At 66.2% G+C, this 25,963-nt stretch carries 22 protein-coding genes and 1 riboswitch (1 of these 23 running past the window's edge); of the genes, 10 read left to right on the top strand and 12 right to left on the bottom strand.

From position 1 onward, the window contains the following. Nucleotides 1–41 precede the first annotated feature (41 nt). Nucleotides 42–968, bottom strand: coding sequence for an LpxL/LpxP family Kdo(2)-lipid IV(A) lauroyl/palmitoleoyl acyltransferase (lpxL, locus tag ACN9M2_RS16380; RefSeq protein WP_426285689.1), 927 nt, complete (start codon nt 966–968; stop codon nt 42–44). 71 nt (nt 969–1,039) lie between these two features. On the opposite strand from lpxL, the gene waaA reads away from it, so the two are divergent. Further along, nucleotides 1,040–2,305 carry a lipid IV(A) 3-deoxy-D-manno-octulosonic acid transferase gene (gene waaA, locus ACN9M2_RS16375; protein WP_426287941.1) on the top strand — a complete coding sequence of 422 codons (1,266 nt, stop codon included), beginning with the start codon at nt 1,040–1,042 and terminating at the stop codon, nt 2,303–2,305. Between the two features lie 59 nt (nt 2,306–2,364). Here waaA and ACN9M2_RS16370 read toward each other — a convergent pair whose 3' ends face one another. From ACN9M2_RS16370 to ACN9M2_RS16360, 3 genes are all read right to left on the bottom strand, one after another. Then, complete coding sequence (locus ACN9M2_RS16370; protein ID WP_426285688.1) at nt 2,365–2,700, bottom strand: hypothetical protein; 336 nt, start codon at nt 2,698–2,700, stop codon at nt 2,365–2,367. A gap of 215 nt (nt 2,701–2,915) precedes the next feature. Further along, a complete protein-coding gene (locus tag ACN9M2_RS16365; protein WP_426285687.1) occupies nt 2,916–4,316 on the bottom strand; it encodes a TolC family outer membrane protein in 1,401 nt (466 codons plus the stop codon). A 35-nt stretch (nt 4,317–4,351) separates the two neighbouring features. Continuing rightward, nucleotides 4,352–5,011: a protein-L-isoaspartate O-methyltransferase family protein gene (locus tag ACN9M2_RS16360; RefSeq protein ID WP_426285686.1), complete on the bottom strand. Its 660-nt coding sequence runs from the start codon at nt 5,009–5,011 to the stop codon at nt 4,352–4,354. 341 nt (nt 5,012–5,352) lie between these two features. Here ACN9M2_RS16360 and ACN9M2_RS16355 point away from each other — a divergent pair, with 341 nt between their 5' ends. From ACN9M2_RS16355 to ACN9M2_RS16345, 3 genes are all read left to right on the top strand, one after another. Next, nucleotides 5,353–6,018: a TetR/AcrR family transcriptional regulator gene (locus ACN9M2_RS16355; protein WP_426285685.1), complete on the top strand. Its 666-nt coding sequence runs from the start codon at nt 5,353–5,355 to the stop codon at nt 6,016–6,018. 34 nt (nt 6,019–6,052) lie between these two features. Further along, nucleotides 6,053–6,152, top strand: a riboswitch (TPP riboswitch). 78 nt (nt 6,153–6,230) lie between these two features. Then, nucleotides 6,231–8,105: a phosphomethylpyrimidine synthase ThiC gene (gene thiC, locus ACN9M2_RS16350; protein ID WP_426285683.1), complete on the top strand. Its 1,875-nt coding sequence runs from the start codon at nt 6,231–6,233 to the stop codon at nt 8,103–8,105. Between the two features lie 186 nt (nt 8,106–8,291). Further along, the gene (locus tag ACN9M2_RS16345; RefSeq protein WP_426287940.1) at nt 8,292–9,257 is read left to right on the top strand and encodes a DUF2333 family protein; all 966 of its coding nucleotides are present in this window, start codon (nt 8,292–8,294) and stop codon (nt 9,255–9,257) included. 260 nt (nt 9,258–9,517) lie between these two features. On the opposite strand, the gene ppa is transcribed toward ACN9M2_RS16345, so the two are convergent. From ppa to ACN9M2_RS16310, 7 genes are all read right to left on the bottom strand, one after another. Then, a complete protein-coding gene (gene ppa / locus ACN9M2_RS16340; protein ID WP_371025072.1) occupies nt 9,518–10,051 on the bottom strand; it encodes an inorganic diphosphatase in 534 nt (177 codons plus the stop codon). An 87-nt stretch (nt 10,052–10,138) separates the two neighbouring features. Beyond that, nucleotides 10,139–12,262 (bottom strand): prolyl oligopeptidase family serine peptidase, encoded by a 2,124-nt coding sequence (locus tag ACN9M2_RS16335; RefSeq protein ID WP_426285682.1) that lies wholly within the window; start codon nt 12,260–12,262, stop codon nt 10,139–10,141. 290 nt (nt 12,263–12,552) lie between these two features. Continuing rightward, entirely contained in the window at nt 12,553–14,601 is a 2,049-nt protein-coding gene (locus tag ACN9M2_RS16330) for a sodium-translocating pyrophosphatase (protein ID WP_426285681.1), read from the bottom strand. A gap of 111 nt (nt 14,602–14,712) precedes the next feature. Further along, nucleotides 14,713–15,087: an RcnB family protein gene (locus ACN9M2_RS16325; RefSeq protein WP_426285680.1), complete on the bottom strand. Its 375-nt coding sequence runs from the start codon at nt 15,085–15,087 to the stop codon at nt 14,713–14,715. 15 nt (nt 15,088–15,102) lie between these two features. Next, on the bottom strand, nt 15,103–15,543 hold the full coding sequence (locus ACN9M2_RS16320) for an RcnB family protein (RefSeq protein WP_426285679.1): 441 nt from the start codon (nt 15,541–15,543) through the stop codon (nt 15,103–15,105). A gap of 150 nt (nt 15,544–15,693) precedes the next feature. Further along, nucleotides 15,694–16,980 (bottom strand): amidohydrolase family protein, encoded by a 1,287-nt coding sequence (locus ACN9M2_RS16315; protein ID WP_426285678.1) that lies wholly within the window; start codon nt 16,978–16,980, stop codon nt 15,694–15,696. Between the two features lie 191 nt (nt 16,981–17,171). Beyond that, nucleotides 17,172–18,428: a 6-phosphofructokinase gene (locus tag ACN9M2_RS16310; protein WP_426285677.1), complete on the bottom strand. Its 1,257-nt coding sequence runs from the start codon at nt 18,426–18,428 to the stop codon at nt 17,172–17,174. Between the two features lie 179 nt (nt 18,429–18,607). On the opposite strand from ACN9M2_RS16310, the gene ACN9M2_RS16305 reads away from it, so the two are divergent. From ACN9M2_RS16305 to ACN9M2_RS16280, 6 genes are all read left to right on the top strand, one after another. Continuing rightward, entirely contained in the window at nt 18,608–19,192 is a 585-nt protein-coding gene (locus ACN9M2_RS16305; protein WP_426285676.1) for an adenylate kinase, read from the top strand. 71 nt (nt 19,193–19,263) lie between these two features. After that, a complete protein-coding gene (gene mpl / locus ACN9M2_RS16300) occupies nt 19,264–20,622 on the top strand; it encodes a UDP-N-acetylmuramate:L-alanyl-gamma-D-glutamyl-meso-diaminopimelate ligase (RefSeq protein WP_426285675.1) in 1,359 nt (452 codons plus the stop codon). Between the two features lie 10 nt (nt 20,623–20,632). Then, nucleotides 20,633–21,235 carry an LON peptidase substrate-binding domain-containing protein gene (locus tag ACN9M2_RS16295; RefSeq protein WP_426285674.1) on the top strand — a complete coding sequence of 201 codons (603 nt, stop codon included), beginning with the start codon at nt 20,633–20,635 and terminating at the stop codon, nt 21,233–21,235. A 10-nt stretch (nt 21,236–21,245) separates the two neighbouring features. Next, nucleotides 21,246–22,064, top strand: a complete 819-nt coding sequence (locus tag ACN9M2_RS16290; RefSeq protein ID WP_426285672.1) for an SDR family oxidoreductase — start codon at nt 21,246–21,248, stop codon at nt 22,062–22,064. 184 nt (nt 22,065–22,248) lie between these two features. Further along, a complete protein-coding gene (locus ACN9M2_RS16285; RefSeq protein ID WP_426285670.1) occupies nt 22,249–23,586 on the top strand; it encodes a sigma-54 interaction domain-containing protein in 1,338 nt (445 codons plus the stop codon). Nucleotides 23,587–23,959: 373 nt separating this feature from the next. Then, nucleotides 23,960–25,207 (top strand): acetylornithine/succinylornithine family transaminase, encoded by a 1,248-nt coding sequence (locus tag ACN9M2_RS16280; RefSeq protein ID WP_426285669.1) that lies wholly within the window; start codon nt 23,960–23,962, stop codon nt 25,205–25,207. 163 nt (nt 25,208–25,370) lie between these two features. On the opposite strand, the gene hemL is transcribed toward ACN9M2_RS16280, so the two are convergent. Next, nucleotides 25,371–25,963, bottom strand: partial view of a glutamate-1-semialdehyde 2,1-aminomutase gene (hemL, locus tag ACN9M2_RS16275; RefSeq protein WP_426285668.1) — the end only. Its footprint extends 685 nt past the window's final position; 593 of the gene's 1,278 nt are visible here — the last part of the coding sequence; its start codon lies off the right edge, out of view; it ends in the stop codon at nt 25,371–25,373.

Below are 25,963 nucleotides of genomic sequence, written 5' to 3'. Positions count from 1 at the left end.
TGCTTTCATGTGTGGACGGGAAGGGGGAAATGCCCGGCGGGTTAGTAGATCTTCGGCTCGCCCGGGGGACGGGTCTTGAAGCGTTTGTGGACCCAGAGGTATTGCTCGGGCGCTTCGCGGGCCATTTGTTCGATCTGCGCGTTGACGCGCGCGGTGTCGAAGGCGGCATCCTTGCTGGGGAAATCTTCCAGGGGAGCACCGAGGCGCATCGCATAGCCGGCGTCGCCGGGCAGGCGGCGGTGGAAGAAAGGGATCACCAGCGCGCCGGACAGGCGGGCGAGGTGGTGCGTGGCGGTGATCGTCGCCGCCGGCACGCCGAAAAACGGAACGAAGACATTGTCCTTGCTGCGCATGTCCTGGTCGGGCGCGTACCACAGGGTGCCGCCCGCCTTCAGGTATTTCACCGTGCCGCGGATATCGTCCTTCTCGAACATCGCATCGGCGTAGTGCAGGCGCGAGCGAAGCACGGTGAATTCGAAGACGTCCGAGTCCATCAGCCGGTACATGCCAGCGATGCGGATACGCTGGGAAACGAGACGTGCGCACAGTTCCAGGTGCGAGAAATGGCCGCCGACGAGCAGGACGCCGCGACCGGCGCGTCGCGCCGCCTCCAGGTGCTCCAATCCCTCCACCGTGACCGGTACCCGGGCGATGGCGCGGTCGGAGCCCATCCAGCCGAGGGCGAACTCGGCCAGCATCATGCCGACGTCGCAGAGGTTGGCGCGGACCAGCGCTTGCTGTGCGGACGGGTCCAGTTCTGGAAAGCAAAGCGCGATGTTGGTCGCCGCGATCCGCCGCCGTTCCGGGTTCAGGTGCAGGGCCAGGCGGCCCGCCAGCCGGCCCAAGCGCATCAGCAGGCGGAAGGGCAGGTGCGCGATCAGCCAGATAAAGGCCACGCCCAGCCACGCCGGCCAATGTCGGGGCGTGAGCAGGCGGCGCGTGAGGTGGGGGCGGGGCATACCGGGCATGGCCGGTCATTGTAGCGAATGGGGGCGGCTATACTGCCCGGTCGATGGCAATACCAGGGAATCGCGTGCTGCTGCGCCTGCTCTACAACTTCGCCATGTACCTTTTCACGCCGCTGGTGATGCTCCGCCTGATGGCGCGCGGCATGCGTTACGGCGACTACCACGTGCGCTGGCGCGAGCGCTTCGGCCGCTTCCGCGAACCGCGGCTGGCCGGCTGCCTCTGGGTGCATGCGGTATCGGTGGGCGAGGTGAATGCGGCCGAGCCGCTGGTGAAGGCGCTGATGGAAGCCTACCCGCAGGCGCCGATGCTGGTGACCACGGTGACCCCGACAGGCTCCGAACGTGTCCGCCAGCTCTTCGGCGACAGCGTGCACAGTGTCTATCTCCCGTACGACCTGCCGTTCGCCGTGAAGCGTTTCCTGCGCAGCACCCGGCCCCGGCTGGCCGTGATCGTGGAGACGGAGATCTGGCCGAATCTGTATTTCGCCTGCCGCCGTCACGGCATTCCACTGCTGATCGCCAATGCGAGGCTTTCCGAGCGTTCGTTGCGAGGCTATGCGCGGATGAGTTCGCTGGTGAAGCGCGCCTTGCGTTGTGTCAGCCATATCGCCGCGCAATCGCGTACCGACGCGGCGCGCTACCGCCTGTTGGGCGCCGAACCCAGCCAGCTCACGGTCTGCGGCAACCTCAAGTTCGATATGCCCGTGCCGCAGGCCGCGCTCGAGGCGGGCACGGCGATGCGGGAGGCCTGGGGGACCGGGCGTCCCGTGTGGATCGCCGCCAGCACCCACGAAGGCGAAGAGATGTGCGTGCTCGAAGCGCACCTCGACGTGATGCGCCGCCTGCCCGATGCCTTGCTGCTGATCGCGCCACGTCACCCCGAACGCTTCAAGGCCGTGGAAGCGTCCGTGCGCAGCCTGGGTTTCCAGGTCGCCACGCGTAGCGGCGACGGCATTCCCAGCCACACCACGCAGTGTTTCGTCATCGATTCGATGGGCGAGTTGCTGCGCTTCTTCGCTTCGGCCGACGTCGCCTTCGTAGGGGGAAGCCTGGTGTCGATCGGCGGCCATAATGTCCTGGAACCGGCGGCGCTGGGCAAGCCCGTGCTGGTCGGTCCGTACACGTTCAATTTCGAGGAAATCACCCAGGCCCTGCTCGACGAAGAGGGCGGACAGCGGGTGAACGATGGCGACGAGCTTGGCGAACAGGTGCTGTCGCTGCTGCGCGATCCTGTCCGGCGACGGCACATGGGAGAGGCGGCGCGCCATGTATTCGACAGCGAGAGGGGCTCGGTCGGCAAGGTGATGAAGCTGGTGGACAGCCTGCTGCAGGAATAACCGCGCCCGCCGTGTTCTCGACGGTGGGCGCGACCTCGGCGATGGAGCTGGCCGATACGTTACTGTGCAGGATGGAGGCTGCCGGGGAGGTCAGCGACCGGCCGCGGTGCAACCTCGGGGCGCGTCGGTTTGCACAGCACGGTGGCCTTCAGGAAATGCATGTTGGCCAGTGAGCCCCAGCCACCGATGTAGTCGTAGCGCACGTTGGCGACAAAACCGCCTTCCGCGTCGCATTTCTTGGGAGCCTCGACCATGACGTGGTCGTAGGCCTGTCGCTTGCTGCTGCCGTGGTAGGTCAATTCGTACTCGTACGGTTCGTAAGGATCGGATTCAGCGTTCGCGGCCGTGGCGAAGGAGGCAAGCGCGAGGGCACCGATGAGGAGGGTGGTTTTCATGATCGTCCTTGGTCGTGATCGCCCGGAACGGGCTAGCGAATGATGTATCCAGCGCAGTGGCACCAATGCAGGCGACAGACGCAAGACGCTGTAGTCCGATTCCGGAGCGATGCCAAGACAGGGCAAAAGGTCGGCTCCTACCAGGGCGCAAGGAACAAAAAAAGGGCCCTCGTGAACGAGGGCCCTTTTTACTTTCCATCACGCGCCTGGCGAAATTACTGCAGCAGCGCGTTGATCGCCTCGAGGTCCTTCACGTCCACCGTGCCCGCGGTCTGCTTGAGCAGCAGCTTGTCGAGGATGAACTGATGGCGGGCCTGCGAATAGTCGCTGAGCGCCTGGGTGAGGTTCTGCTGCGCGATCAGCACGTCGACGATGGTGCGCGTGCCCACTTCGAAGCCGGCCTGCGTGGCGTCGCGCGCGCTTTCCGACGACTCGACCGCGGCCTTGGTGGCCTCGACCTTGCTGATGCCGGCGACGACCGAGCGATAGAAGTTCAGCGTGTCACGTACGACCTGACGGCGGGTCGATTCCAGGGAATCCTGAGCCGAGTCACGCTGGTAGATCGACTGGCGCACGCGGGACTGCGTGAGACCGCCGGAGAAGATCGGCACGCTGAGGGTCAGGCCCACGCTGGTCGCTCCGCGCCCGTTGCTACTGCTGCCGAGCGTGCCCGCGGTGGACGCGGTACCGGCGTTTTGCGTCCACGCCGTGCTCTTGCTGTAGCCGACTGTCGCATCGAGCGTGGGCAGGTGGCCAGCGCGTGCGGACGAGATGCTGTGCTCCGCCGACTCGACGTTGTACTGCGAGGCGATGATGGTCGGATTGCTCTTGACCGCCTCGGCCACCCAGGCTTTCGGATCGTTGGGCGTGGGCGGGTCCATCGGCAGCTGCTCGCGCAACTTCTTCAGGTTGTCGGCTGGCTTGCCGGTGATCTGGGTGAGCGCCTCGCGGGAATCCGCCAGGGTGTTCTCGGCGGTGATCACCGCGGCCACCGCGGTGTCGTGCTGGGCCTTGGCGTCCTGCACGTCGGTGATCGCGGAAAGGCCGACGTCGAAGCGCTGCTGGGCCTGTTCGAGCTGGCGGGCCAGCGCCTGCTCGTTCGCCTTGGCGAAGGTGAGGGCATCGTCGTTGGTCAGCACCTGGAAATACGCGGTGGCGACGCGGGTGGCGAGCTGCTGCAAGGCCGCCTCGTAGGTGGCGTCCTGCGCCTCCGATGAGGAGCGCGCCGCTTTCAGGTCGGCGTACTTGCTGAAGTCGACCACGCTCTGGCTGATGGTGGCACCAAGCTCACGGGTGCGGGTATGGCCCGCGTCGGAGGTGAGTACCGGGTTGCCGGCACCATCGACCACCGGGTTGCCCGCCGCATCGGTGACGATCGAGCGGGAGGGGCCGTTCGGGTCGCTCTGGTTAAGGCTGAGCTGGGCGGTGATCTGCGGCAGCAGCAGCGCGCGGGCCTGCGTCACGCCCTCGCCGGTGGCGAGACGGGTGGAATCGGCCTGCGACAGCACCGGGTCGTTGGCCCGGGCCTGTCGGTAGGCGTCGAGCAGGTCTTCCGCATGGCTCGCGAACGGCATCGCGGCCATTGCCAGCGCGACGGTGAGCAGCTTCAAGCGCATGGTTTCGCCTCGTGGGTGATAGGGAATCTGGTGGGTCAGAGCACGAAGCGCTTCACCGGCGCGGCATGCGCCAGGTAGGGAAGGTCCGTTTCGAACAGCGATTCCTCGCGATAGCGACCTTCACCCTCGTGGGTGAGCAAGACCGCCGTTTGCGCGGGCGAATCGCCGCGTACCACGAACATGCGCCCGCCAGGCTTCAGCCAGCGCACGAACTTCTCGGGGACCGTGTGCACGGCTCCCGTGACCACGATGGCGTCGAAAACGCCCGTGGGCTTGTAACCGTTGACGGCCTCGGCGGTTTCCAGCGAGACGTTCGTTGCCGCCGCGGCGGCCAGGCGCTGGCGCGCGGCCTCGACGAAATCGGCGTGCATGTCGATGCTGGTGACCTTGCCGGCCAGGCGGGCGAGACAAGCGGTGAGGTAACCCGAACCGGTGCCGATCTCCAGGACCTCGTCGGTCTTGTTGAGCGTCAGGGCCTGGAGCACGCGACCCTCGATCACCGGCTTCATCATCACCTCGCCGTGCCCGAGGGGCAGGGTGAGGTCGGCGAATGCCACGTTCCGGTGGGCCGGCGCGACGAAATCTTCGCGGCGCACGTTCTTCAGGGTCTCGAGGACGTCGGCGTCGAGGACTTCCCAGGGGCGAACCTGGTTCTCGACCATGTTCTGCCGCGCCTGCTCGAAATTCATCGCCATGTGTTGGATCCCGTACGAAAGCTGCAAAAAGATTCGGAAGGATAAGCGCTTAGCGCCCGTTTTCCCAATGTGTTAAGGCTGCGGTGCCGACGCCATCCGGCGAAGTGCCGGAAGTCACCGGACTGGCCTGACGGAAGTCATGGTCCACGCCGCCGGCACGTCCGCTGGCGCCTGAACGGACCTCGGCGCCCACCCTTGGCCGCCATGGGTAACCGCCCGAACGCCCCCATTTGTCATTCTAAGGTAGACGAGCGGTGCGATCAGCGTTTTTCCGGCCTGCTGGAAATAACTGAACCGCTGCGTATAATAAAGTCATAATTTCTGTTTGTGAAGGTGCAGCCATGAACGCCAGCCCGAAATTGAAGGCCCAGGGTCCGGGGCGTCCGAAGGACATGGAGAAGCGCGCGGCCATCCTCGACGCGGCCAAGTCGCTCTTTACCCATGGCGGCTTCGCGGGCACCAGCATGGATGCCGTCGCGGCTTCCGCCGGCGTGTCCAAGCTCACCGTGTACAGCCATTTCGGCGACAAGGACAACCTCTTCCGCGAGGTCATCCGCGCGCACGTCCAGGAGCGCCTGCCGGACGATCTGTTCGACTTCAATCCGGGTGCCGACATCCGTATCACCCTGACCAACATCGCCAGCCGCCATGCGGCGATGGAAACCAACACGGAATCGGTGGGCACCTTCCGCGCGATCCTCTCCGACTGCCAGTCGGGCGGCAATCCGCGTTTCGGTCGCCTCGTATGGGAAGAGGGTCCGGCGCGCATGCACAAGTTGATGCAACGCCTGCTCGAGGGCGCCGCTTCGCGAGGTCAGCTCGACATCCCCGATGTGTCGCGTGCCACCACCCAGTTCCTCGCCCTGCTCAAGGGCGATCTGCTGATCCGCCGCCTGTTCGGTTGCGAAGACTGCGCCGTACAGTTCGCCGAAGAGGTCAAGGCCAATGCCCTGGCCGCGGTGGACATGTTCATGCGCGCGTATTCGCCGCGCCACGTGAGCGTCTGACGCTCGCTTCCCGGCCCGCTTCGTGGTTGAATCCCCGGCGAAGCGGGGGTGCCCATGCGATACGCGCGGGCTGAGAGAGTCCCTTCGAACCTGATCCGGTCCGTACCGGCGTAGGAAGCTTCGTCCACGGTCGACGTGCGTGCCCATGCACGCGTCGTGCCTCGTGACGGCGCCGTCCGCTTCTCCCTTCCCCCGTGAGGAACGAGAAGCCGATGAATGCCTTGCCCACCACCGACCTGGCCCGCGCCGCGCGCGAGCTGTCCCAGTCCGTTACCGCGCCGATCGCCGGTTCCCGAAAGATCCACGTCACCGGCAGCCGGCCCGACCTCCGCGTGCCGATGCGCGAGATCGCTCAAGCCGCCACGCCCACGCTGTTCGGCGGCGAGGACAATCCGCCGATCGTCGTCTACGACACCTCCGGCCCCTACACCGATCCCACGCACGTGGTGGACCTGGCCGCCGGCTTGCCGACGCTGCGTGCGGCCTGGATCGCCGAACGTGGCGATGTCGAGCGCCTGGACGGGTTGTCGTCGAGCTTCGGCCGGAGCAGGGCGAACGATCCGCGGCTGGATGCCGTCCGCTTCGCCTCCGCGCGTGCGCCGTTGCGGGCGAAAACGGGCGCCAACGTCACCCAGATGCACTATGCGCGGCGCGGCATCGTCACGCCGGAGATGGAATACATCGCCATCCGCGAGAACCAGCGCATCGACGCGCTGGCCGGCAGCGCCCTGCGCATGCAGCACCCCGGCGAGGCTTTCGGCGCATCGCTGCCCTCGCGGATCACCCCGGAATTCGTGCGCGACGAGGTGGCGCGCGGCCGCGCGATCATCCCGGCCAACATCAACCATCCGGAAGCGGAGCCGATGATCATCGGTCGCAACTTCCTCACCAAGGTCAACGCCAACATCGGTAACAGCGCGGTTAGCTCCGGTATCGCCGAGGAAGTGGAGAAGCTGGTCTGGGCGATCCGCTGGGGCGGCGACACCGTCATGGACCTCTCCACCGGCAAGCACATCCACGAGACGCGCGAGTGGATCGTCCGCAATTCGCCGGTGCCCATCGGTACCGTGCCGATCTATCAGGCGCTGGAAAAGGTCGATGGCGTGGCGGAGGACCTCACCTGGGAAATTTTCCGCGACACGCTGGTAGAGCAGGCCGAGCAGGGCGTGGATTACTTCACCATCCACGCCGGCGTATTGCTGCGTTTCGTCCCGCTCACGGCGAAGCGCGTCACCGGCATCGTTTCCCGGGGTGGCTCGATCATGGCGAAGTGGTGCCTGGCGCACCATCGCGAGAATTTCCTCCACACGCATTTCGAGGACATCTGCGAGATCATGAAGGCATACGATGTGTCCTTCAGCCTCGGTGACGGACTGCGTCCGGGTTGCGTGGCCGACGCGAACGACGCCGCGCAGTTCGGCGAACTGGATACCCTCGGCGAACTCACGCAACTGGCCTGGAAACACGACGTGCAGTGCATGATCGAAGGCCCCGGGCACGTGCCCATGCATCTCATCAAGGAGAACATGGAGCGCCAGCTGGAGAAGTGCCATGAGGCGCCGTTCTACACGCTGGGGCCGCTCACCACCGATATCGCACCGGGCTACGATCACATCACCAGCGCGATCGGCGCGGCGATGATCGGCTGGTTCGGCACCGCCATGCTTTGCTATGTCACGCCGAAGGAACACCTCGGCCTGCCTAACCGGCAGGACGTGCGCGACGGCATCATCGCCTACAAGATCGCGGCGCACGCGGCCGACCTCGCCAAGGGCCATCCGGGCGCGCAGGTGCGCGACAACGCCTTGTCCAAGGCTCGCTTCGAATTCCGCTGGGACGACCAGTTCAACCTCGGCCTGGACCCGGACAAGGCGCGCGAATTCCACGACGAGACGATGCCGAAGGACGCGCACAAGTCCGCCCATTTCTGCTCGATGTGCGGGCCGAAGTTCTGCTCGATGAAGATCACCCAGGACGTGCGCGACTACGCGGCGGAACAGGGCACGATCGAGCTGGCCGAGCGCGGGATGGCGGAGAAGTCGGCGGAATTCCTGGCGCAAGGCGCGGAGGTCTACCACAAGGCGTAAGGCCCGGTGCTCCCACCAGGCAGGGATATGCCCCCTGTGGGAGCCGCTAATGACCAACGGCAAGCGTGCGCGAGCACATCGACCATGACGCGGTAAGCTAGGCGCCCACGTTCGCGACGATAAGGATGACCCATGAATGCGACCGCCACGCCCGCGCCGGCCAGGCGCCGACGGAACCCCATCAGCATGGTGATCGCGTTGCTCGTCGCGATCCTCGTGCTGCTGATCCTCATCACGATGTGGTGGTGGGACAAGGAGCCCGAGCAGTTCGATCCAGTCGCCGTCACCACCGTCCACATGAAGGACATCGGCCGCCCGTTGAGCACGGGTGCCGTCACCACCTACACGCTGATCCGCTCGGTCGACACCCTGCTGGACAAGCGCGGCGGCTATCTCAGCAACGACAAACTGCCGCCCGGCGTGTTCATGGATAACATGCCCAACTGGGAATTCGGCTCGCTGGTCGCCTCGCGCGACCTGGCCCGTTCGCTACGCAACGACTTCAGCCGTTCGCAGACGCAGTCCACCGAGGACAAGGACCTGGGTGAGGCGGACCCTCTGCTCAACAGCCCGAACGATCGCTGGTTGCTGCCGAGTTCGGAATCGCAGTATGCGAAGGCCATGGACGACCTGGAGAAATACCTGTCTCGGCTGTCGGATGCCGAGGACGCCAATGCGCATTTCTACGCGCGCGCTGACAATCTGGCCGATTACCTGCAGACGGTGTCCGCGCGGCTGGGTTCGCTGTCGCAACGGTTATCGGCGAGCGTCGGCCAGTTGAAGGTGGATGCCGCGCCGAATGCCGACGTGGGCGCCAACGCTGGCCCGGCCAAGGCCGTGTATGTGAAGACACCCTGGAACAAGATCGACGACAACTTCTACGAAGCGCGTGGCTATACCTGGACCTTGCTGGAGCAGTTGAAGGCGATCCGCCACGACTTCGCCCCGATCCTGCGCAGCAAGAACGCGGACGCCAGCCTTCAGCAGGTGATCCGGGAACTGGAAGAGTCGCAGAAATCGCTGGGCAGCCCGGTGGTGCTCAACGGCTCGCCGTTCGGTTTTTTCGCCAACCATTCGCTGGTGATGGCGAACTACATCTCGCGGGCGAACGCGGCGATCATCGATTTGCGCGGGTTGCTGGGGCGCGGGTGAACTTGGGGCGGGGTGGTGGGATGCGGTGAATGGGCCGCGCTGCGCGCGGATCGCCGACAAGGTCGGCTCCCACCAGACACGGATCGCCGAGAGGATGGCTCCTACCAGGCGCGGATCGCCGAGAGGATCGGCTCCCACCAGGCGCGGATCGCCGAGAGGATCGGCTCCCACCAAGACCTGCGTAGATCTTGGTGGGAGCCGACTTTGTCGGCGATGGGTGCTCGCCGAAAACCGGCCGAAGCACCCCACGCCACTCACGATCAGTTATCGATCTTGTACCGACCCATGCCCGACACGATCTCGGCCTTGGCTTCTTCGGCACCGACCCAGCCGTCGATCTTGACCCACTTGCCCTTCTCCAGATCCTTGTAGTGCTCGAAGAAGTGGCCGATGCGCTCCAGCCAGTGGCCCGAGACCTGCTTGATATCGCGGATGTGCGCGTAGCCCGCGAACACCTTCTCCACCGGCACCACGACGAGCTTCTCGTCCGCGCCGGCCTCGTCGGTCATCTTCAGCATGCCGACCGGATGGCAGCGGATCACCGAGCCAGGCACCAGCGACAGGGGCAGGATCACCAGGGCGTCCAGCGGGTCGCCGTCACCGCCGAGCGTGCCGGGGACGTAGCCGTAGTTGCAGGGGTAACGCATCGGCGTGGAGAGGATGCGGTCGACGAAGATCGCGCCGCTCTGCTTGTCCACTTCGTACTTGACCGGCTCCGCATCCTTCGGGATTTCGATGATGACGTTGATTTCATCCGGCACGTTGCGACCGGCGGGAACGAGGTGCAGACCCATGGGATTCCTTGATTCTTCGGGGATAAGTCGGCCGGATAGGATACGGCCACCCCGCCCCGGGGGGAAACCCCGGGGCAAGGCGCTCCCTTACTTGAGGTGTTCCCAGAGGTAGGTATAGGCCAGGGCGTTCATGAACGCCGACTGCTTGTTGTCCGCCGCTGCGCCGTGGCCGCCCTCGATGTTCTCGTACAGGCTGGCGTCGAAGCCCATGGCCTGCATGCGGGCGGCCATCTTGCGCGCATGAACCGGTCCCACGCGATCGTCGCGGGTCGAGGTGGTGAAAAGCACGGGTGGGTACTTGGTGCCCTTGTGCAGGTTCTGGTACGGCGAGAAGGTCTGGATGTACTTCCATTCCTCCGGCTTGTCCGGATCGCCGTATTCGGCCATCCACGAAGCGCCGGCCGACATGTGCGTGTAGCGCTTCATGTCCAGCAGGGCCACCTGGCTTACCACCGCCCCGTAGAGCTGCGGGTACTTGGTCAGCATGTTGCCCGCGAGCAGGCCGCCGTTGCTGCCGCCCATCATGCCCATGTGGCGCGGGCTGGTGATCTTGCGGTCGATCAGGTCTTGCGACACGGCCGCGAAATCCTCATAGGCGCGCGGACGGTTGGCCTTCAATGCCGCCTGGTGCCAGCGCGGGCCGTACTCGCCGCCGCCGCGGATATTGGCGATGACGTAGACGCCGCCCTTCTCCAGCCACGCGCGGCCGACACCGGCCGAATACATCGGTTGCAGGGAAATCTCGAAGCCGCCGTAACCGTAGACCAGGGTCGGGTTGTTGCCGTCGGCCTTCATCGCCTTCGGCGCGATCTCGAAGTAGGGCACCTTGGTGCCGTCCTTGGACGTGGCGAAGTGCTGGCTCACGACGAACCGCGAAGCATCGAAGAACGCCGGGCTGTGCTTGATCGCCTCGCGCCCGCCCTTGCCCAGCGTGCCGTAGTAGAGCGTGGTGGGCTGCAGGAAGCCGGAAACGGTGAGGAAATACTCGTCGCTCTCGTCGGCGTCGATGCCGCCGGCCTGCATCGTGCTGAGCGCGGGCGCACCGCTCAGTGTTTCACTCTTCCATGATCCCGTGGCGGCCGGTGTCAGGACCTGGATCTCGCTCACGACATCGCGCATCAGGTTGAGGATCAGGTGATGGCGCGTCCACGAGTGGCTCGACAGCGAGGTGTGCTCGTCGGGCGTGAAAAGCACGGTGATGTCACGCTTGCCGGCCATGTAATCGTCGAACTTCGTCGCCAGCAACGCGCCGGAAGGATAGGTCTTGCCACCGACCGTCCATGGCGTGCGTGGCTCGATCAGCAACCACTCGCGCTCGACGTCGGTCTCGGCGTCATTGGGGACGTCGATCTTCGCGAGCTTGCCGTCCTTGCCACGCAGGAAGGTTTCCGAGTTGTAGAACTCCAGCGCACGCTGGACGAAGTCGCGTTCGAAGCCGGGCGTGAGATCGCGGAAGGCCGAGATCGACATGTCGCTAGGCTTACCCTCGTACACCGTCGTGGCGGAAGACAGCGGCGTGCCGCGCTTCCACTCCTTCACGATGCGCGGGTAGCTCGATGTCGTCATGGAACCGGGACCGAAGTCCGTGGCGACATAGATGTGGTCGTCGTCGATCCAGGCGACCTGGCTTTTCGCCTCGGGCACGGTGAAACCGCCCTCGACGAAGGTCTTCGTCGACAGGTCGTATTCGCGGACCACGTCGGCGTCCGCGCCGCCGCGAGAGAGCGAGACGAGGCAGCGGCGATTGTCGGGCTTGAGGCACTGTGCGCCATGCCATACCCAGTTCTCTTTCTCGGATGCGGCGAGTGCGTCCAGATCGATCACCGTCTCCCAGGCGGGATTGTCCTTGCGGTACTCGGCCAGCGTCGTGCGCCGCCAGAGGCCCTTCGGGTGCTGCTTGTCGCGCCAGAAGTTGTAGTAGTGGTCGCCGATCTTCGAGACCATGGGGATCTTCGCGTCGGAATCGAGCACCTCGAGGATGCGCGCATCGAGGGTCTTGAAATCCTCGCCTTCCGCGTACTTGGCGACGGTCTCGGCGTTGCGCGCCTTGACCCATTCCAACGGCTTGGCGCCGTCGATGTCGTCGAGCCAGAGGTTTTCATCATCGGCGCCGGCTTCGATGGCGGGCGCGGCGGTCTTGGGCGTTTCGTGGGCTTGGGTCATGCCACTGAAGGTAAGGGCGATGGCCAGCGCAATCCAGCGTCGATGCATGGGTCGTGATCCTGGGGCAAAGCCCGACCTTAGCGCAGCGGCGTCACGGTGGATGCCATGACTTCCTACCTATCCCGGGCCATGGCGTGTCCGTGGGAGCCGCTTCAGTTGTGGGAGCCGCTTCAGCGGTGATGGGTGCTTGCCTGGAACTGGCCCGCTGCCGCGGGATCGCCGACAAGGTCGGCTCCCACCAGGGCAACGCAAGCCTGGTGGGAGCCGGCCCTGCTTGCCTAGCCCAGCCCTGGTGGGAGCCGACCCTGTCGGCGATGCTCCTGAATCCGGCGATGCCCTTAAAGCAACGGAATCAACAGCAACGCCACGATGTTGATGATCTTGATCAGCGGGTTCACCGCCGGGCCTGCCGTGTCCTTGTATGGATCGCCCACGGTGTCGCCGGTGACAGCCGCTTTATGCGCATCGGAACCCTTGCCGCCGAAGTGGCCATCCTCGATGTACTTCTTGGCGTTATCCCAGGCACCGCCGCCCGTGGTCATGGAGATCGCCACGAACAGGCCGGTGACGATCGTGCCGATCAGCACGCCGCCCAGTGCCTGCGCGCCGGCCTCCGGTCCGCCCAGCCATTTGAAGCCGAAGATCACCACCACCGGTACCAGCACCGGCAACAACGAGGGAACCAGCATCTCGCGGATCGCCGAACGGGTAAGCAGGTCCACGGCCCGCGAGTAATCGGGCTTGGTCGTGCCTTCCATGATCCCGGCGATCTCACGGAACTGGCGGCGCACCTCCTCGACGACCGAACCGGCGGCGCGGCCCACCGCTTCCATCGCCATGGCGGCGAACAGGTAAGGGATCAGGCCGCCGATCAGCAGGCCGATGATCACGTAGTGGTTGGACAAATCGAAGCGCACCTCGGTGCCGCCGAAGTGCAGGTTCAGGTTGTGCGTGTAGTCGGCGAACAGCACCAAGGCGGCGAGGCCCGCCGAACCGATCGCATAGCCCTTGGTCACCGCCTTGGTGGTGTTGCCCACGGCATCCAGCGGATCGGTCACGCCGCGCACCTCGGCGGGAAGTTCGGCCATCTCGGCGATGCCGCCCGCGTTGTCGGTGATCGGTCCGTAGGCATCCAGCGCCACGATCATCCCGGTCATGCTCAGCATGGCCGTGGCGGCGATGGCGATGCCATAGAGGCCGGCCAGCGCGAAGGCTCCCCAGATCGCCGCGCATACCGCGAGCACCGGCAGCGCGGTGGATTTCATCGAAACGCCGAGCCCGGCGATGATGTTGGTCGCATGGCCGGTGGTCGAGGATTGCGCCACGTGGCGTACCGGCCGGAACTCGGTCGCGGTGTAGTACTCGGTGATCACCACCATGGCGCCGGTAAGCACCAGGCCGATGATCGCGCAGCCGTAGATGCGGCCCGGGCCGAACGCGGCATCGGCCATCAACGACTGGGTGATCGGCCAGAAGGCGACCGCCGCCAGCACGGCGGAAACGGCCACGCCGGCATAGAGTGCGTTCATGATCTTGCCGCCGCGGATCTTCACGAAGAACGTGCCGATGACCGAGGCCACGATCGAGGCGCCGCCGAGCACCAATGGGTAGAGCACGCCCGAGGGACCGACCTCCGTCGCCATCACGCCACCCAGCAACATCGTGGCGATCAGGGTCACCGCGTAGGTTTCGAAGAGGTCGGCGGCCATGCCGGCGCAATCGCCGACGTTGTCGCCCACGTTGTCCGCGATGACCGCCGGGTTGCGCGGGTCGTCCTCGGGGATGCCGGCTTCGACCTTGCCGACCAGGTCCGCACCCACGTCGGCGCCCTTGGTGAAGATGCCACCACCCAGGCGCGCGAAGATCGAGATCAGCGAGGAACCGAAGGCGAGTCCCACCAGCGAATGCAGGACATGCGTGCGCTCGTAGCCCATGTGGGTGAGCACGCCGTAATAGCCGGCCACGCCGAGCAAGCCGAGCCCGACCACCAGCATGCCGGTGACGGCGCCGCCACGGAAGGCCACGGCGAGGGCAGAAGAAAGGCCGCTTCTGGCGGCCTCGGCGGTACGTACGTTGGCGCGAACGGATACGTTCATGCCGATGTAGCCGGCCGCCCCCGAGAGCACCGCCCCCAGCGCGAAGCCGATCGCGGTACCCCAGTCGAGGAAGATGCCGATGAGTAGGAAAAGCACGATGCCGACGACGCCGATGGTGGCGTATTGGCGGTTGAGGTAAGCGCGGGCGCCTTCCTGGATCGCCGCGGCGATCTCCTGCATTCGTTCGTTGCCGGGCGACCTGGCCAAGACCCAACTGACCGAAAACGCACCGTACAGAATCGCAACGACCGCACATGCCAGCGCGATCCATAAACCGTACTGCTGCAGCATCGAAGCCTCCCCGAATTGTGGGAGCCCAACATGGGGCCCGATCCGAGTATAGGCAGGGGAGGCGGGGGAAGGCGTTGTGCGCTGCGGCGTAGGCCGCAGCGCACGCCTGGCTTATCGTGTGGCGATATCCAGGATGATGCCGGTGGCGATGGCCACGAGCAGGTACTGGTCGCTATCGTCGTCGCGGACCCAGTGGTAACCACGTGGCGGCTCGCGCAGGTGGCGCACGCGATAATCGTTCACGATGATGACCCGACCATCGTAGCGATGACCACGCTGCCAGCTGCGTGCATGCGGCGGCGGGCCGCGATGATTGCCGCGGTCGTCGTGCCAGTCGCGATCGTCGTGGCGGTCGCCGCGATCGTCGCGCTTGTCATCGCGGCGATCCTGCCCCGGCGGTCCACCGCGCGGCGGATCGAAAGCGAACGCAGGCGCGATCGCGCCCAGGGTGGCTATGCAAAAAACCAGTTTGCCGAACGATTTCATGATCCGTGTCTCCCGTTAACGCGTGGCGATGTCGAAGATGATGCCTGTCGCGATGGCGACCAGGAGGAAATCGTTGTTCTCACGGACCCAGTGGTAGCCGCGCGGCGGGGGACGCAGGCGATAGCTGCCGTAGTCGTACACGACCACGTTGCGTCCGTAGTAGCGGTGCCCGCGTTCCCAATGGCCGTAGTAACGCGGCGGTGGCGGGCGGTGGTAATAGACCGGGCGGTGATCATAACGGTGGTCGTAGCCGTGGCCGTAATAACGCGGCGGCGGACGATGCCCGCGCCAGTCGTCGTCGTGGCGCCAGCCACGGTCGTCATGCCGGCGGTCGTAGCCGTGGCGGTCGCGATCACGGCCGTGGTCGCGGTCGCCGCGCCCATGGTCGTCGGCGAAGGCCGCCGTGGTGGTGACCAGCGCAAGGACAGCGAACGCGGTACGCAGCATCGTTTTCATCATAGGTCTCCCAGGACGATCGTCACCCCGCGGGTCACCGCGGCCGATCGACGATTCGGATGCTAGGCAGCGTTGGCTGAACGCGAAGTCCTACGAAATGAAAGATTCAAGAAAGTGTTCATTGCCGCGACAGCTATTGAACCGGTGCGTTCAGGAAATCGAGCCCGGGCGGAACTCCAGGCTGAGGCTTTCCGGGCGTTCCGGCAGGAGAAGCTCCGTTCGCCGTTCAGGTGTCCTGGCCAGGATGTGGCCCCCGCGCATCACCAGCAGTCGGTTCGCCTTGAGCCGGATGGCCTCATAGGCGTCGCCGGCCTGCAAGAGCACCAGGTCGGCGCGGTTTCCCGGCGCGATGCCGTATTCCTCAAGGCCGAGCGCGCGGGCCGCGTTGGCGGTCACGGCGGCGAAGGCCCGCGCCACGCCGGCGGTGGAGGTCATCTGCGCCACGTGCAGGCCCATGTGCGCCACGTCGAGCATGTCGGCCGAACCCATGCCGTACCACGGGTCCATGACGCAATCGTGGCCGAAGGCGACGTTCACCCCGGCATCCATGAGCTCGGGCACGCGGGTCATGCCGCGTCGCTTCGGATACGTGTCGTGCCGGCCTTGCAGGGTGATGTTGATGAGCGGGTTGGCGATCGCATGCACGCCGGCTTCCGCGATGAGCGGGAGCAGTTTCGACACGTAGTAGTTGTCCATCGAATGCATCGAGGTGAGGTGCGAGCCCGTCACCCGCCCCTGCAAGCCCGTGCGGATGGTTTCGGCGGCCAGCGTCTCGATGTGTCGCGACAGCGGGTCGTCGGACTCGTCGCAGTGCATGTCCACGCGCAGGCCGCGTTCGGCCGCCAGTTCGCACAACCAGCGGATGGAGACGGCACCGTCGGCCATCGTCCGTTCGAAGTGGGGGATGCCGCCGACCACGTCCACGCCCATGTCCAGCGCGCGCAGGAGGTTCGCTTTCGCATGGGGTGAGCGCAGCAGGCCGTCCTGGGGAAAGGCCACCAGTTCGAGGTGCAGGTAAGGCGCGACGCGGCGCTTCACTTCGAGCAACGCCTCGACTGCCAGCAGGCGATCGTCGCAGACGTCCACATGGCTGCGAATCGCGAGCAGCCCCTGCGCCACGGCCATGTCGCAATAGGCCATCGCGCGATCGACCAGCGCCTGCTGGGTGAGGTCGGGTTTCAGTTCGCCCCACAGCGCGATGCCTTCGAGCAAGGTGCCCGAGGCGTTCAGGCGCGGCAGGCCGAGCGACAGCGTGGCATCCATATGGAAGTGCGCGTCGACGAACGGTGGCGCGACCAGCCGGCCCCGCGCATCGATCTCCTCCACGCCCTTCACCGGAAGGCCCGGCTGGATCGCCGCGAAGCGACCGTCCACGATCCCGATGTCGACGTCAGTGCGACCGTCGGGAAGGCTGGCGTGGCGGATGATGAGGTCCATGACGGGTCCGGGAAGAATGAGACTTCATGATACCGGCCGCATCGCCGCCGGGTCATCGCCGACAAGGTCGGCTCCCATCAGGCTCGCCTCGCCCTGGTGGGAGCCGACCTTGTCGGCGATCCCGCGGCAGCGGGCCAGTTCACCGCTAGCACCCGTCGCCGCTGAAGCGGCTCCCACCACTGAAGCGCGATTCACCCGATCGCGAACTTCTTCAACTTCCTCGGCACTGCCGCATTCTTCAGCGTCACGTACACCGGCAGGCCATCGGCCCCATACGGCGGCGGCGCTTCGCCCTGGATCAGCGGCGCCAGGTAACGGCGCGCCGCCGCGGTGATGCCGAAACCGTCCTTGGAGATGAAGTTCTTCGGCATCTTCTTCTCGTGATTGGCGATCTTGTCCAGCGGCGCCGCCTCGATCTTCCACTTGTACGGCTCGTCCGACATGCGCACGATCACCGGCATGACGGCATTGAGTCCTTCCGCCGCGTATTCCACCGCTTTCTTGCCCACGGCATAGGCCTGTTCCAGATCGGTCTTGGAAGCGACGTGCCGCGCCGAGCGCTGCAGGTAGTCGGGCAGGGCCCAGTGATACTTATAGCCAAGTTTCTCGCGCACCAGCGCAGCCAGCACCGGCGCGGCGCCGCCCAGTTGCGCATGGCCGAACGCATCGCGCGCGCCGGATTCGGCGAGGAATTTTCCTTCCTTGTCCTTGACGCCCTCGGAAACCACCACGGTGCAATAGCCCACCTTTTCGACGGTGGCCTTGACCTTGGCGAGGAAGGTTTCCGGATCGAAAACGTTCTCCGGGAACAGGATGACGTGCGGCGGATCGCCCGGCGACGAACCGGCGAGTCCCGCGGCCGCGGCGATCCAGCCGGCGTGGCGGCCCATCACCTCGATGATGAAGACCTTGGTGGAGGTATCCATCATGGAAGCGACATCGAGGCTGGCCTCGCGCACGGCGATCGCGGTGTACTTGGCGACCGAGCCGAAACCCGGACAGGTGTCGGTCACCACCAGGTCGTTGTCGATCGTCTTCGGCACGCCGATGCAGTTCACCTCATAGCCGAGCGCCTGGCCGATCTTCGAGACCTTGTTGGCGGTGTCCGCCGAATCGTTGCCGCCGTTGTAGAGGAAGGTGCGGATGTCGTGCGCCTTGAAGACCTCGATCAGGCGCTCGTACTCGGCGCGGTTCTCTTCCAGCGACTTCAGCTTATAGCGGCAGGAGCCGAAGGCACCGCCCGGCGTGTGCTTGAGGGCGGCGATGTTGGCCTTGGCTTCCTTGGAAGTGTCGATGAGTTCCTCGCGCAGGGCGCCGAGGATGCCGTTGCGCGCGGCATACACCACGATGCCCTTGTCCCGGGCCGTCTCGATGACGCCCGCGGCGGTGGCGTTGATCACGGCGGAGACACCGCCCGACTGGGCGTAGAGGAGTTTGCCGGCGGCCATGCTTCGCTTCCTTCTGGTGAGGCGGGAAGCGCAGGGTAGCGCGCCCGGCGTCATGGCGGCTTGAACGGGGCCAGTATGTCAGCCGTTTGACGCGACGGCGCCGCTGCCGTTACCTTGAGACCCATTTTCTCGTGTCCGGCGGCGGGTTTGCCCCGTGCGTCCGACGAAACGGAGCATCAATGCGACTCGTGCTATTCGGCGCCCCCGGTTCCGGCAAGGGTACCCAGGCCACCCGCCTCAAGGAACGCCTCGGCGTACCGCACATCTCCACCGGCGACCTGTTGCGCGCGGAGATCAAGGCCGGCACCGAACTGGGCCTCAAGGCCAAGGGCCTCATGGACGCCGGCCAGCTGCTGCCCGACGACATCATGCTCGGCATCATCGAGCATCGCCTTGGCGAGCCCGACGCGAAGCCGGGGTTCATCCTCGACGGCTATCCGCGCAACCTGGCCCAGGCCGACGCGCTCGATACCGTACTGGCCCGGATCGGCCAGCCGCTGGATGTGGTGGTCAAGCTCGACGTGCCCGATTCGGCCATCGTCGATCGTTGCGAGGTGCGTTTCGAGAAGGAAGGCCGTCCGGACGATAACCCGGACACGGTCAAGAAGCGCCTCGGCATCTACGCCGACCAGACCGCTCCGGTAGCCGACTTCTACAAGCAGCGCGGCAAGCTGCAGGTCGTCGACGGCGTCGGTGAACTCGACGACGTGACCCAGCGCGTACTGGATGTCCTGCCCGGTGGCGTCAAGGCCGCCAGCGCCTGATCCCCGTGGTCCGCCGGCCCGGCCGGCGGATCTCCGCGGTGCCCTCGCACCGCGCCAAGACGAGCCTCCTCATGCGCGTCCATATCCTCGGTATCTGCGGCACCTTCATGGGCGGCGTGGCCGCGCTCGCGCGCGAACTCGGCCTCACCGTCGAAGGCTCCGACGCCAACGTCTACCCGCCCATGAGCACCCAGCTCCAGGACCTCGGCATCGCGCTGATGCAGGGCTACACGGCGGAGCACCTGCAGCCGGCGCCGGACCTGGTCGTGGTCGGCAATGCCATGACGCGCGGCAACCCCGCCGTGGAATACATGCTCGACGAGGGCATGCGCTACATTTCCGGGCCGCAGTGGTTGGGCGAGACCTTGCTTGGCGGGCGCGAGGTCCTGGCCGTGGCCGGCACGCATGGCAAGACCACGACCACCAGCCTGCTGGCGTACCTGCTCGAATCCGCCGGCCTGTCGCCGGGGTTCCTCATCGGCGGTGTGCCGGGCAACTTCGATGTCTCGGCGCGGCGCGGCGAGGGCAAGCCCTTCGTGATCGAGGCCGACGAATACGATTCGGCCTTCTTCGACAAGCGTTCGAAGTTCGTTCACTACCGGCCGCGCATCGCGATCCTCAACAATCTCGAATACGACCATGCGGATATCTTCCCCGACGTGGCGGCGATCCAGCGTCAGTTTCACCATCTGGTGCGCACCGTCCCGGGCAACGGCCGCCTGATCGTCAACGCGGAGGACGCCTATCTCGCCGAGGTGCTGGCGATGGGGGCGTGGACGCCGGTGGAAACCTTCGGCATCGATGCCGGCGACTGGCGTGCCGAACTGCTGTCCTCCGATGGCTCGCATTTCCGCGTGCACCGCGCCGGCACGCCGTTGGGCGAGGTTCGCTGGGAATCGCTCGGCCGGCACAACGTCATGAACGCGCTGGCCGCGCTCGCCGCGGCGACGGCGGCCGGCGCCGATCCCGTCGCGCTGCTGCCGGCCTTCGGCGACTTCGCCAGCGTGAAGCGGCGCATGGAACTCATCGGCACGGCACGCGGCGTGACGGTGTACGACGACTTCGCCCACCATCCCACGGCCATCGCCACGACGCTGGCGGGCCTGCGGGCGAAGGTCGGCGGCGCGCGCATCCTCGTGGCGCTGGAACCGCGCTCGAACTCGATGCGGCTCGGCGCGCATGCCGAGGCGCTCGCGCCTTCCCTGGCCGACGCCGATCGCGTGGTCTTCCTGCACCGCCCCGAGCTTGCCTGGGATGCGGGGAAGGTGACCGCGGCGCTCGACGGCCGCGGCGCCACCTCGCCCACCGTGGATGGCCTCGTCGCCGCGCTCGCCGCGGAAGCACGCGATGGCGACCACGTGGTGTTCATGTCCAACGGTGGCTTCGAAGGAGCGCCGCGGCGCTTCTTCGCGGCGCTGGACGCGGGTTAGACTCACGGGCATGGCCGCGACCACGCCCGCCCTCGACCTTCCGCTGTTTCCCCTGTCGAACGTCCTCTTTCCGGGCGGTCACCTGCAACTGCGCATCTTCGAGCCGCGCTACATCGACCTGGTGCGCGAATGCGCGCGCACCGGCCGGGCCTTCGGCGTGTGCATGATCCTCGAGGGCAGGGAGGCGGGGCAGCCCGCCGTCCCCGCCGCGGTAGGCACGCTGGCCACGATCACCGATTTCCACACCCGTGAAGACGGCCTCCTCGGGATCGTCGCAGAGGGCGGGCGGCGCTTCCGGGTCATGCGTACGCGCGTGCGTTCGGACGGCCAGGTGCGCGGCGACATCGCCACCTGGCAAGACGAGGAAACCATCCCCTTGCCGGCCGAATTCGGTTTGCTGGCGACCATCCTGGAACGCCTCTCCGAACAGATGTCGCCGCCATGGCGCAACGACGTGGCGGCAAAGGCCGACGATGCGAGCTGGGTGGGCTTCCGTTTGTCGGAGCTGTTGCCGCTGGACCCTGACGAATGCCAGCACATGCTCGAACTTGCCGATCCCCTGCAACGCCTGGCCGAGCTGCGCGATATCCTTCCGCGTTTCCAACGCGCCTGAGGCAACCGTCATGACAACGCTCGCCGGCAAGACGCTGTTCATCACCGGGGCATCGCGCGGCATCGGGCTTGCGATCGCCCTGCGCGCGGCGCGCGACGGCGCGAATATCGTCATCGCGGCGAAGAGCAACGTGCCCAACCCGCGCTTGCCGGGCACCATCCATACGGCCGCCGCCGAGATCGAGGCCGCCGGAGGCATGGCCCTGCCGCTGAAGGTGGACATCCGCGAGGAAGCCGAAGTGCGCATGGCGGCCGCCACCGCCGCGGAACGTTTCGGCGGGATCGATATCCTGGTGAACAACGCCAGCGCGATCTGGCTGGCCGGCGTGGAGGACACGCCGATGAAACGTTTCGACCTCATGCACGAGGTGAACACGCGCGGCACGTTCCTTACTACGCAGGCCTGCCTGCCGTTCCTGAAGCATGCGCCGAACCCGCACGTGCTGATGCTTTCCCCGCCGCCGAGCATCGATCCGCGTTGGTATGCGCCGCACGTGGCATACACCATCGCGAAGTTCGGCATGAGTCATTGCGTGCTCGGCATGGCGCCGGAATTCGCGCCGATGGGCATCGCGGTGAATGCGTTATGGCCACGAACGGTGATCGCGACCGCCGCCATCGCGATGCTCGGCGACACGGTGCGTCCTGAGAATTGCCGCATACCCGAGATCGTGGCGGACGCGGCCTACGCGATCCTCACGAAACCGTCACGTGATTTCACCGGACGTTTCTGCATCGACGAGGACGTGTTGCGCGACGAAGGCGTGCACGACTTCGATCGCTATGCCGTGGCGCCCGGCAGCCCGCTGCTGCCCGACCTGTTCCTTTAGCGGCACCGGCTAGCCCGTTTGGTGTATGGCCGCTTTCGGCAAGCGGGTATACCGTCGATCCCGGTCGCCCATGCTTGGACAAGGGCGGCAAAGTGGGGCTTGCCGGCCTGCAGGGGTGCCGGCGGCGGGCCGAGGATGAGCCCGCGAAGCCGGCAGCAGGCCACGAGACGGGTGAGGAGCAGGCATGTCGCGCGGGGAATCGACGGGACGTTGCGTCGTTTGGGTAGGCAGACCGAGCGTCGAGGAACACTTCGGGCTGATCCGGGCAGGCTGGCGAACGCTGGTCGCCGATCCGGCGCGCGAGGATGCCGGATCGCCTGAATGCGGCGACGCCGCCATCGCGGTGGTGGACCTGCGCGCCAGTGCGCAAGCGGCCGTGCGCGTCCTCGCCGGGTTGCGTGAATCGCATCCGGGCATGGTCTGGATCGGCCTGACCAGCGCAAGGACACCCACACGTGACCCCTCCGTTCGGCATGTGTTGCCGCAAGCGTTCGAGATCATCGATGGCCCGTCGTCGTTCAGCGCGTTGCGCCGCGCGCTCGCCCGCGTTCCCGGGGATGGCATGGCGCATATCGACGACGACCAACCCAGCATGCTGACCGGCAGCAGCCCGGCCATCCGTGCGCTGTCGCAGAACATCCGCAAGTTCGCGCCCGTGGAATTGCCCTTGCTGATCACGGGCGAGACCGGTACCGGCAAGGAGATGGCCGCACGTGCCTTGCACCAGATTTCCTCGCGCAGCGGCCGGCCGTTCGCCGCGATCAATTGCGGCGCCTTGCCGGCCAACCTCGTGCAGTCGGAGTTGTTCGGTCACGAGCGCGGGGCTTTCACGGGGGCCACCGCACGGCGTATCGGCCACTTCGAATCCGCCGACGGCGGCATCGTCTTCCTCGACGAGATCGGCGACCTGCCACTGGATGCGCAGACCAACCTGTTGCGCGTGTTGCAGGAGGGAACGATCGAGCGGATCGGTAGTTGCCAGTCGATCAAGGTGGACGTGCGCGTGCTTGCCGCAACGCACGTGGATCTTGAAAAAGCGGTGGCGCAGGGGCGATTCCGCGAGGACCTGTTCTACCGGCTCAACGTGCTGCGCCTGCGCATGCCGCCACTTCGCGAGCGCCAGGGCGACATCGAATTGCTGGCGCAGCATTTCCTCGACGCCTTCCGTGAGAGTTATGGAACGCGGGCCCGCGCGTTCAGTGCGAACGCGCGCAAGGCGATGAGCGCGTTCGCGTGGCCCGGCAACGTGCGCGAGCTGATGAACCGCGTGCAGCGCGCGGCGGTGATCGCCGAGGATGCGCTGATCACGCCGGAGGACCTGGAACTGAGCCTGGACGCGACCGCTGGCGATCGTGACAGCCTCGGTAGCGCGCGCACCTCGGCCGAGCGCGAGGCGATCGTCGATTGCCTGCGCGCGAGCGCCTTCAACATCAGCGAATGCGCGCGTCGGCTGCGCGTTTCCCGCGTCACCGTCTATCGGCTTTGCAAGAAGCATCAACTGGCCCTCGATCAGTTGCGTTGACGGCCCTGGTTCCACCTGCCCGGAAAAAGAAAACTCCCGGTCCTCGGGAGGACCGGGAGTTCCCATTCGTTCGTCCGGCTTGGCAGGGTCGTCGGGCGAGCGAACCACGCGGCTTCACAGGGCCTTGCCCCTGAAGCGGAGCAAGCGCCGTGCCACCGTACCGATGCTTTGATTCGCAAGGAATTTTTTGCGACGACCCCGACGCCGGCCGTTCAGCCGGTGTAGCGACGTGTAACACGACGTTGCAGGGGAGACACACGTCGCACGTTGTCGGGGCGACCATCGCCTTATACGATGCGGTTTTCACGCGCGTGCACGCGCATCCATCCTGCATGGGTTCCGGCGCTGCGGCCGGGGCCGGGAGTCCGTTCCAATGTCGTCGCATCCTGTCGATCCCTCCGATCTTCTCGGCCTGGGCAAGCGTTACTGGCTGCCTGTCTACCGCCCGCGCGACGTCGTGCTCGACCACGGCAAGGGCGCGCGGGTGTGGGACACGCAAGGCCGTGACTACCTGGACTTCGGGGCCGGGATCGCGGTGAACTCGCTCGGCCACCAGGACCCCGATCTCGTCGCGGCGCTGGTGGCCCAGGCGCACAAGCTCTGGCACGCCAGCAACGTCTTCTATTCCGAGCCACCGCTGCGCCTGGCGCAGGAACTGGTGGATCACGCGCCGTTCGCCGAGCGCGTTTTCCTGTGCAATTCCGGCGCCGAGGCGAACGAGGCCGCGATCAAGCTGGTGCGCAAGTGGGCGGCCTCGCAGGGGCGCGGCCCGGAAGAGCGGGTGATCGTCACCTTCAAGGGTTCTTTCCACGGACGCACCCTCGCCACGGTCACCGCGACCGCGCAGCCGAAATACCAGGAAGGCTACGAGCCGTTGCCCGGTGGCTTCCGCTATGTTCCGTTCAACGACCCGGCGGCACTGGAAGAAGCGTTCGCCCAGGGTGGCGTCGCGGCCGTCATGCTCGAACCGGTGCAAGGCGAGGGCGGCGTGATGCCGGCCGCGCCGGGCTTCCTGAAGAAGGTGCGCGAGTTGTGCGACGAGCACGGCGCATTGATGGTGCTCGACGAGATCCAGTGCGGCATGGGCCGCACGGGCACGCTGTTCGCGCATAGCCACGACCATGTCACGCCCGATATCGTCACGCTGGCCAAGGCGCTCGGCGGCGGCTTTCCCATCGGCGCGATGCTGGCGGGACCGAAGGTGGCCGAGGTCATGCAGTTCGGTGCCCACGGCACGACCTTCGGCGGCAATCCCATGGGTGCCGCGGTGGCGCGCGTGGCCCTGGCCAAGATCGCCTCGCCTGCGGTGCTGCTCAACGTGGAGCGCCAGTCCAACGACATCCGCAAGGGCCTCGACAAGCTCAACCACGAGTTCCAGCTGTTCTCGGAGATTCGCGGCCGCGGCCTGATGCTGGGCGCCGTCCTCGATGCCTCATACAAGGGCCGCGCCGGCGAGATCCTGGACATCGCCGCCGCCCACGGCCTGCTGATCCTCCAGGCCGGTCCGGACGTGCTGCGTATCGTGCCCCCGCTGACGATCACGGACGAAGAGGTGGCCGAGGGCCTGGAGCGCCTGCACGCCACGCTGGCCGAGTTCGCGCAGGAAGCGAAGGTCGCCTGATAAAGCCGGGTCGGCTCCCACCGGAGCTACCCATCGACAGCGATCCCGGATGCTGCGAACCCTTGTGGGAGCCGACTCTGTCGGCGATCCCGCGCGGCAGCGGGCCGGGTTGAGGCAAGCACCCATCGCCGCTGAAGCGGCTCCCACAGGGAAGCCGCTCCCTTTAAAGCCCGGCGAACGTCGCGGTAGCCGCGTCGATGGTTGCTTCGATCTCCGCATCGCCGTGCGCGCTCGACACGAATCCAGCCTCGAACGCCGACGGCGCGAGATACACGCCGCGTTCGAGCATGCCGTGGAAGAACCGGTTGAAGGCCGCCACGTCGGCCGCGGTGGCTTGCGCGTAGCTCTCGACCCTCTCGTTCGTGAAGAACAAGCCGAACATCGCCCCGACACGATTCACGCTGAAAGGAATGCCAGCCTTGCGCGCGGCGCCGAGAATGCCATCGGTGAGCCTCTCGGTGCGTGTAGCGAGGTCGTCGTGGAACCCGGGTGCCTGGATCAATTGCAGCATCGCCAGCCCGGCGGCCATGGCGACCGGATTCCCCGACAAGGTGCCCGCCTGGTAGATCGGGCCCGAGGGGGCGATCTGCTGCATCAGATCGCGGCGGCCGCCATAGGCGCCGACCGGCATGCCACCACCGATGATCTTGCCGAAGCAGGTCAGGTCAGGGGTGATGCCATAGTGGGCCTGTGCTCCGCCCAGGGCGACACGAAAGCCGGTCATCACCTCATCGAAGATCAGCAGCGCGCCGTAAC

The organism is Luteibacter sp. E-22 (genome assembly GCF_049913125.1).
In the GTDB taxonomy this organism is placed as follows: Bacteria; Pseudomonadota; Gammaproteobacteria; order Xanthomonadales; family Rhodanobacteraceae; genus Luteibacter.
The sequence above is the reverse complement of the archived record's forward strand: the minus strand, read 5'-3'. Positions and strand labels throughout refer to the sequence as shown.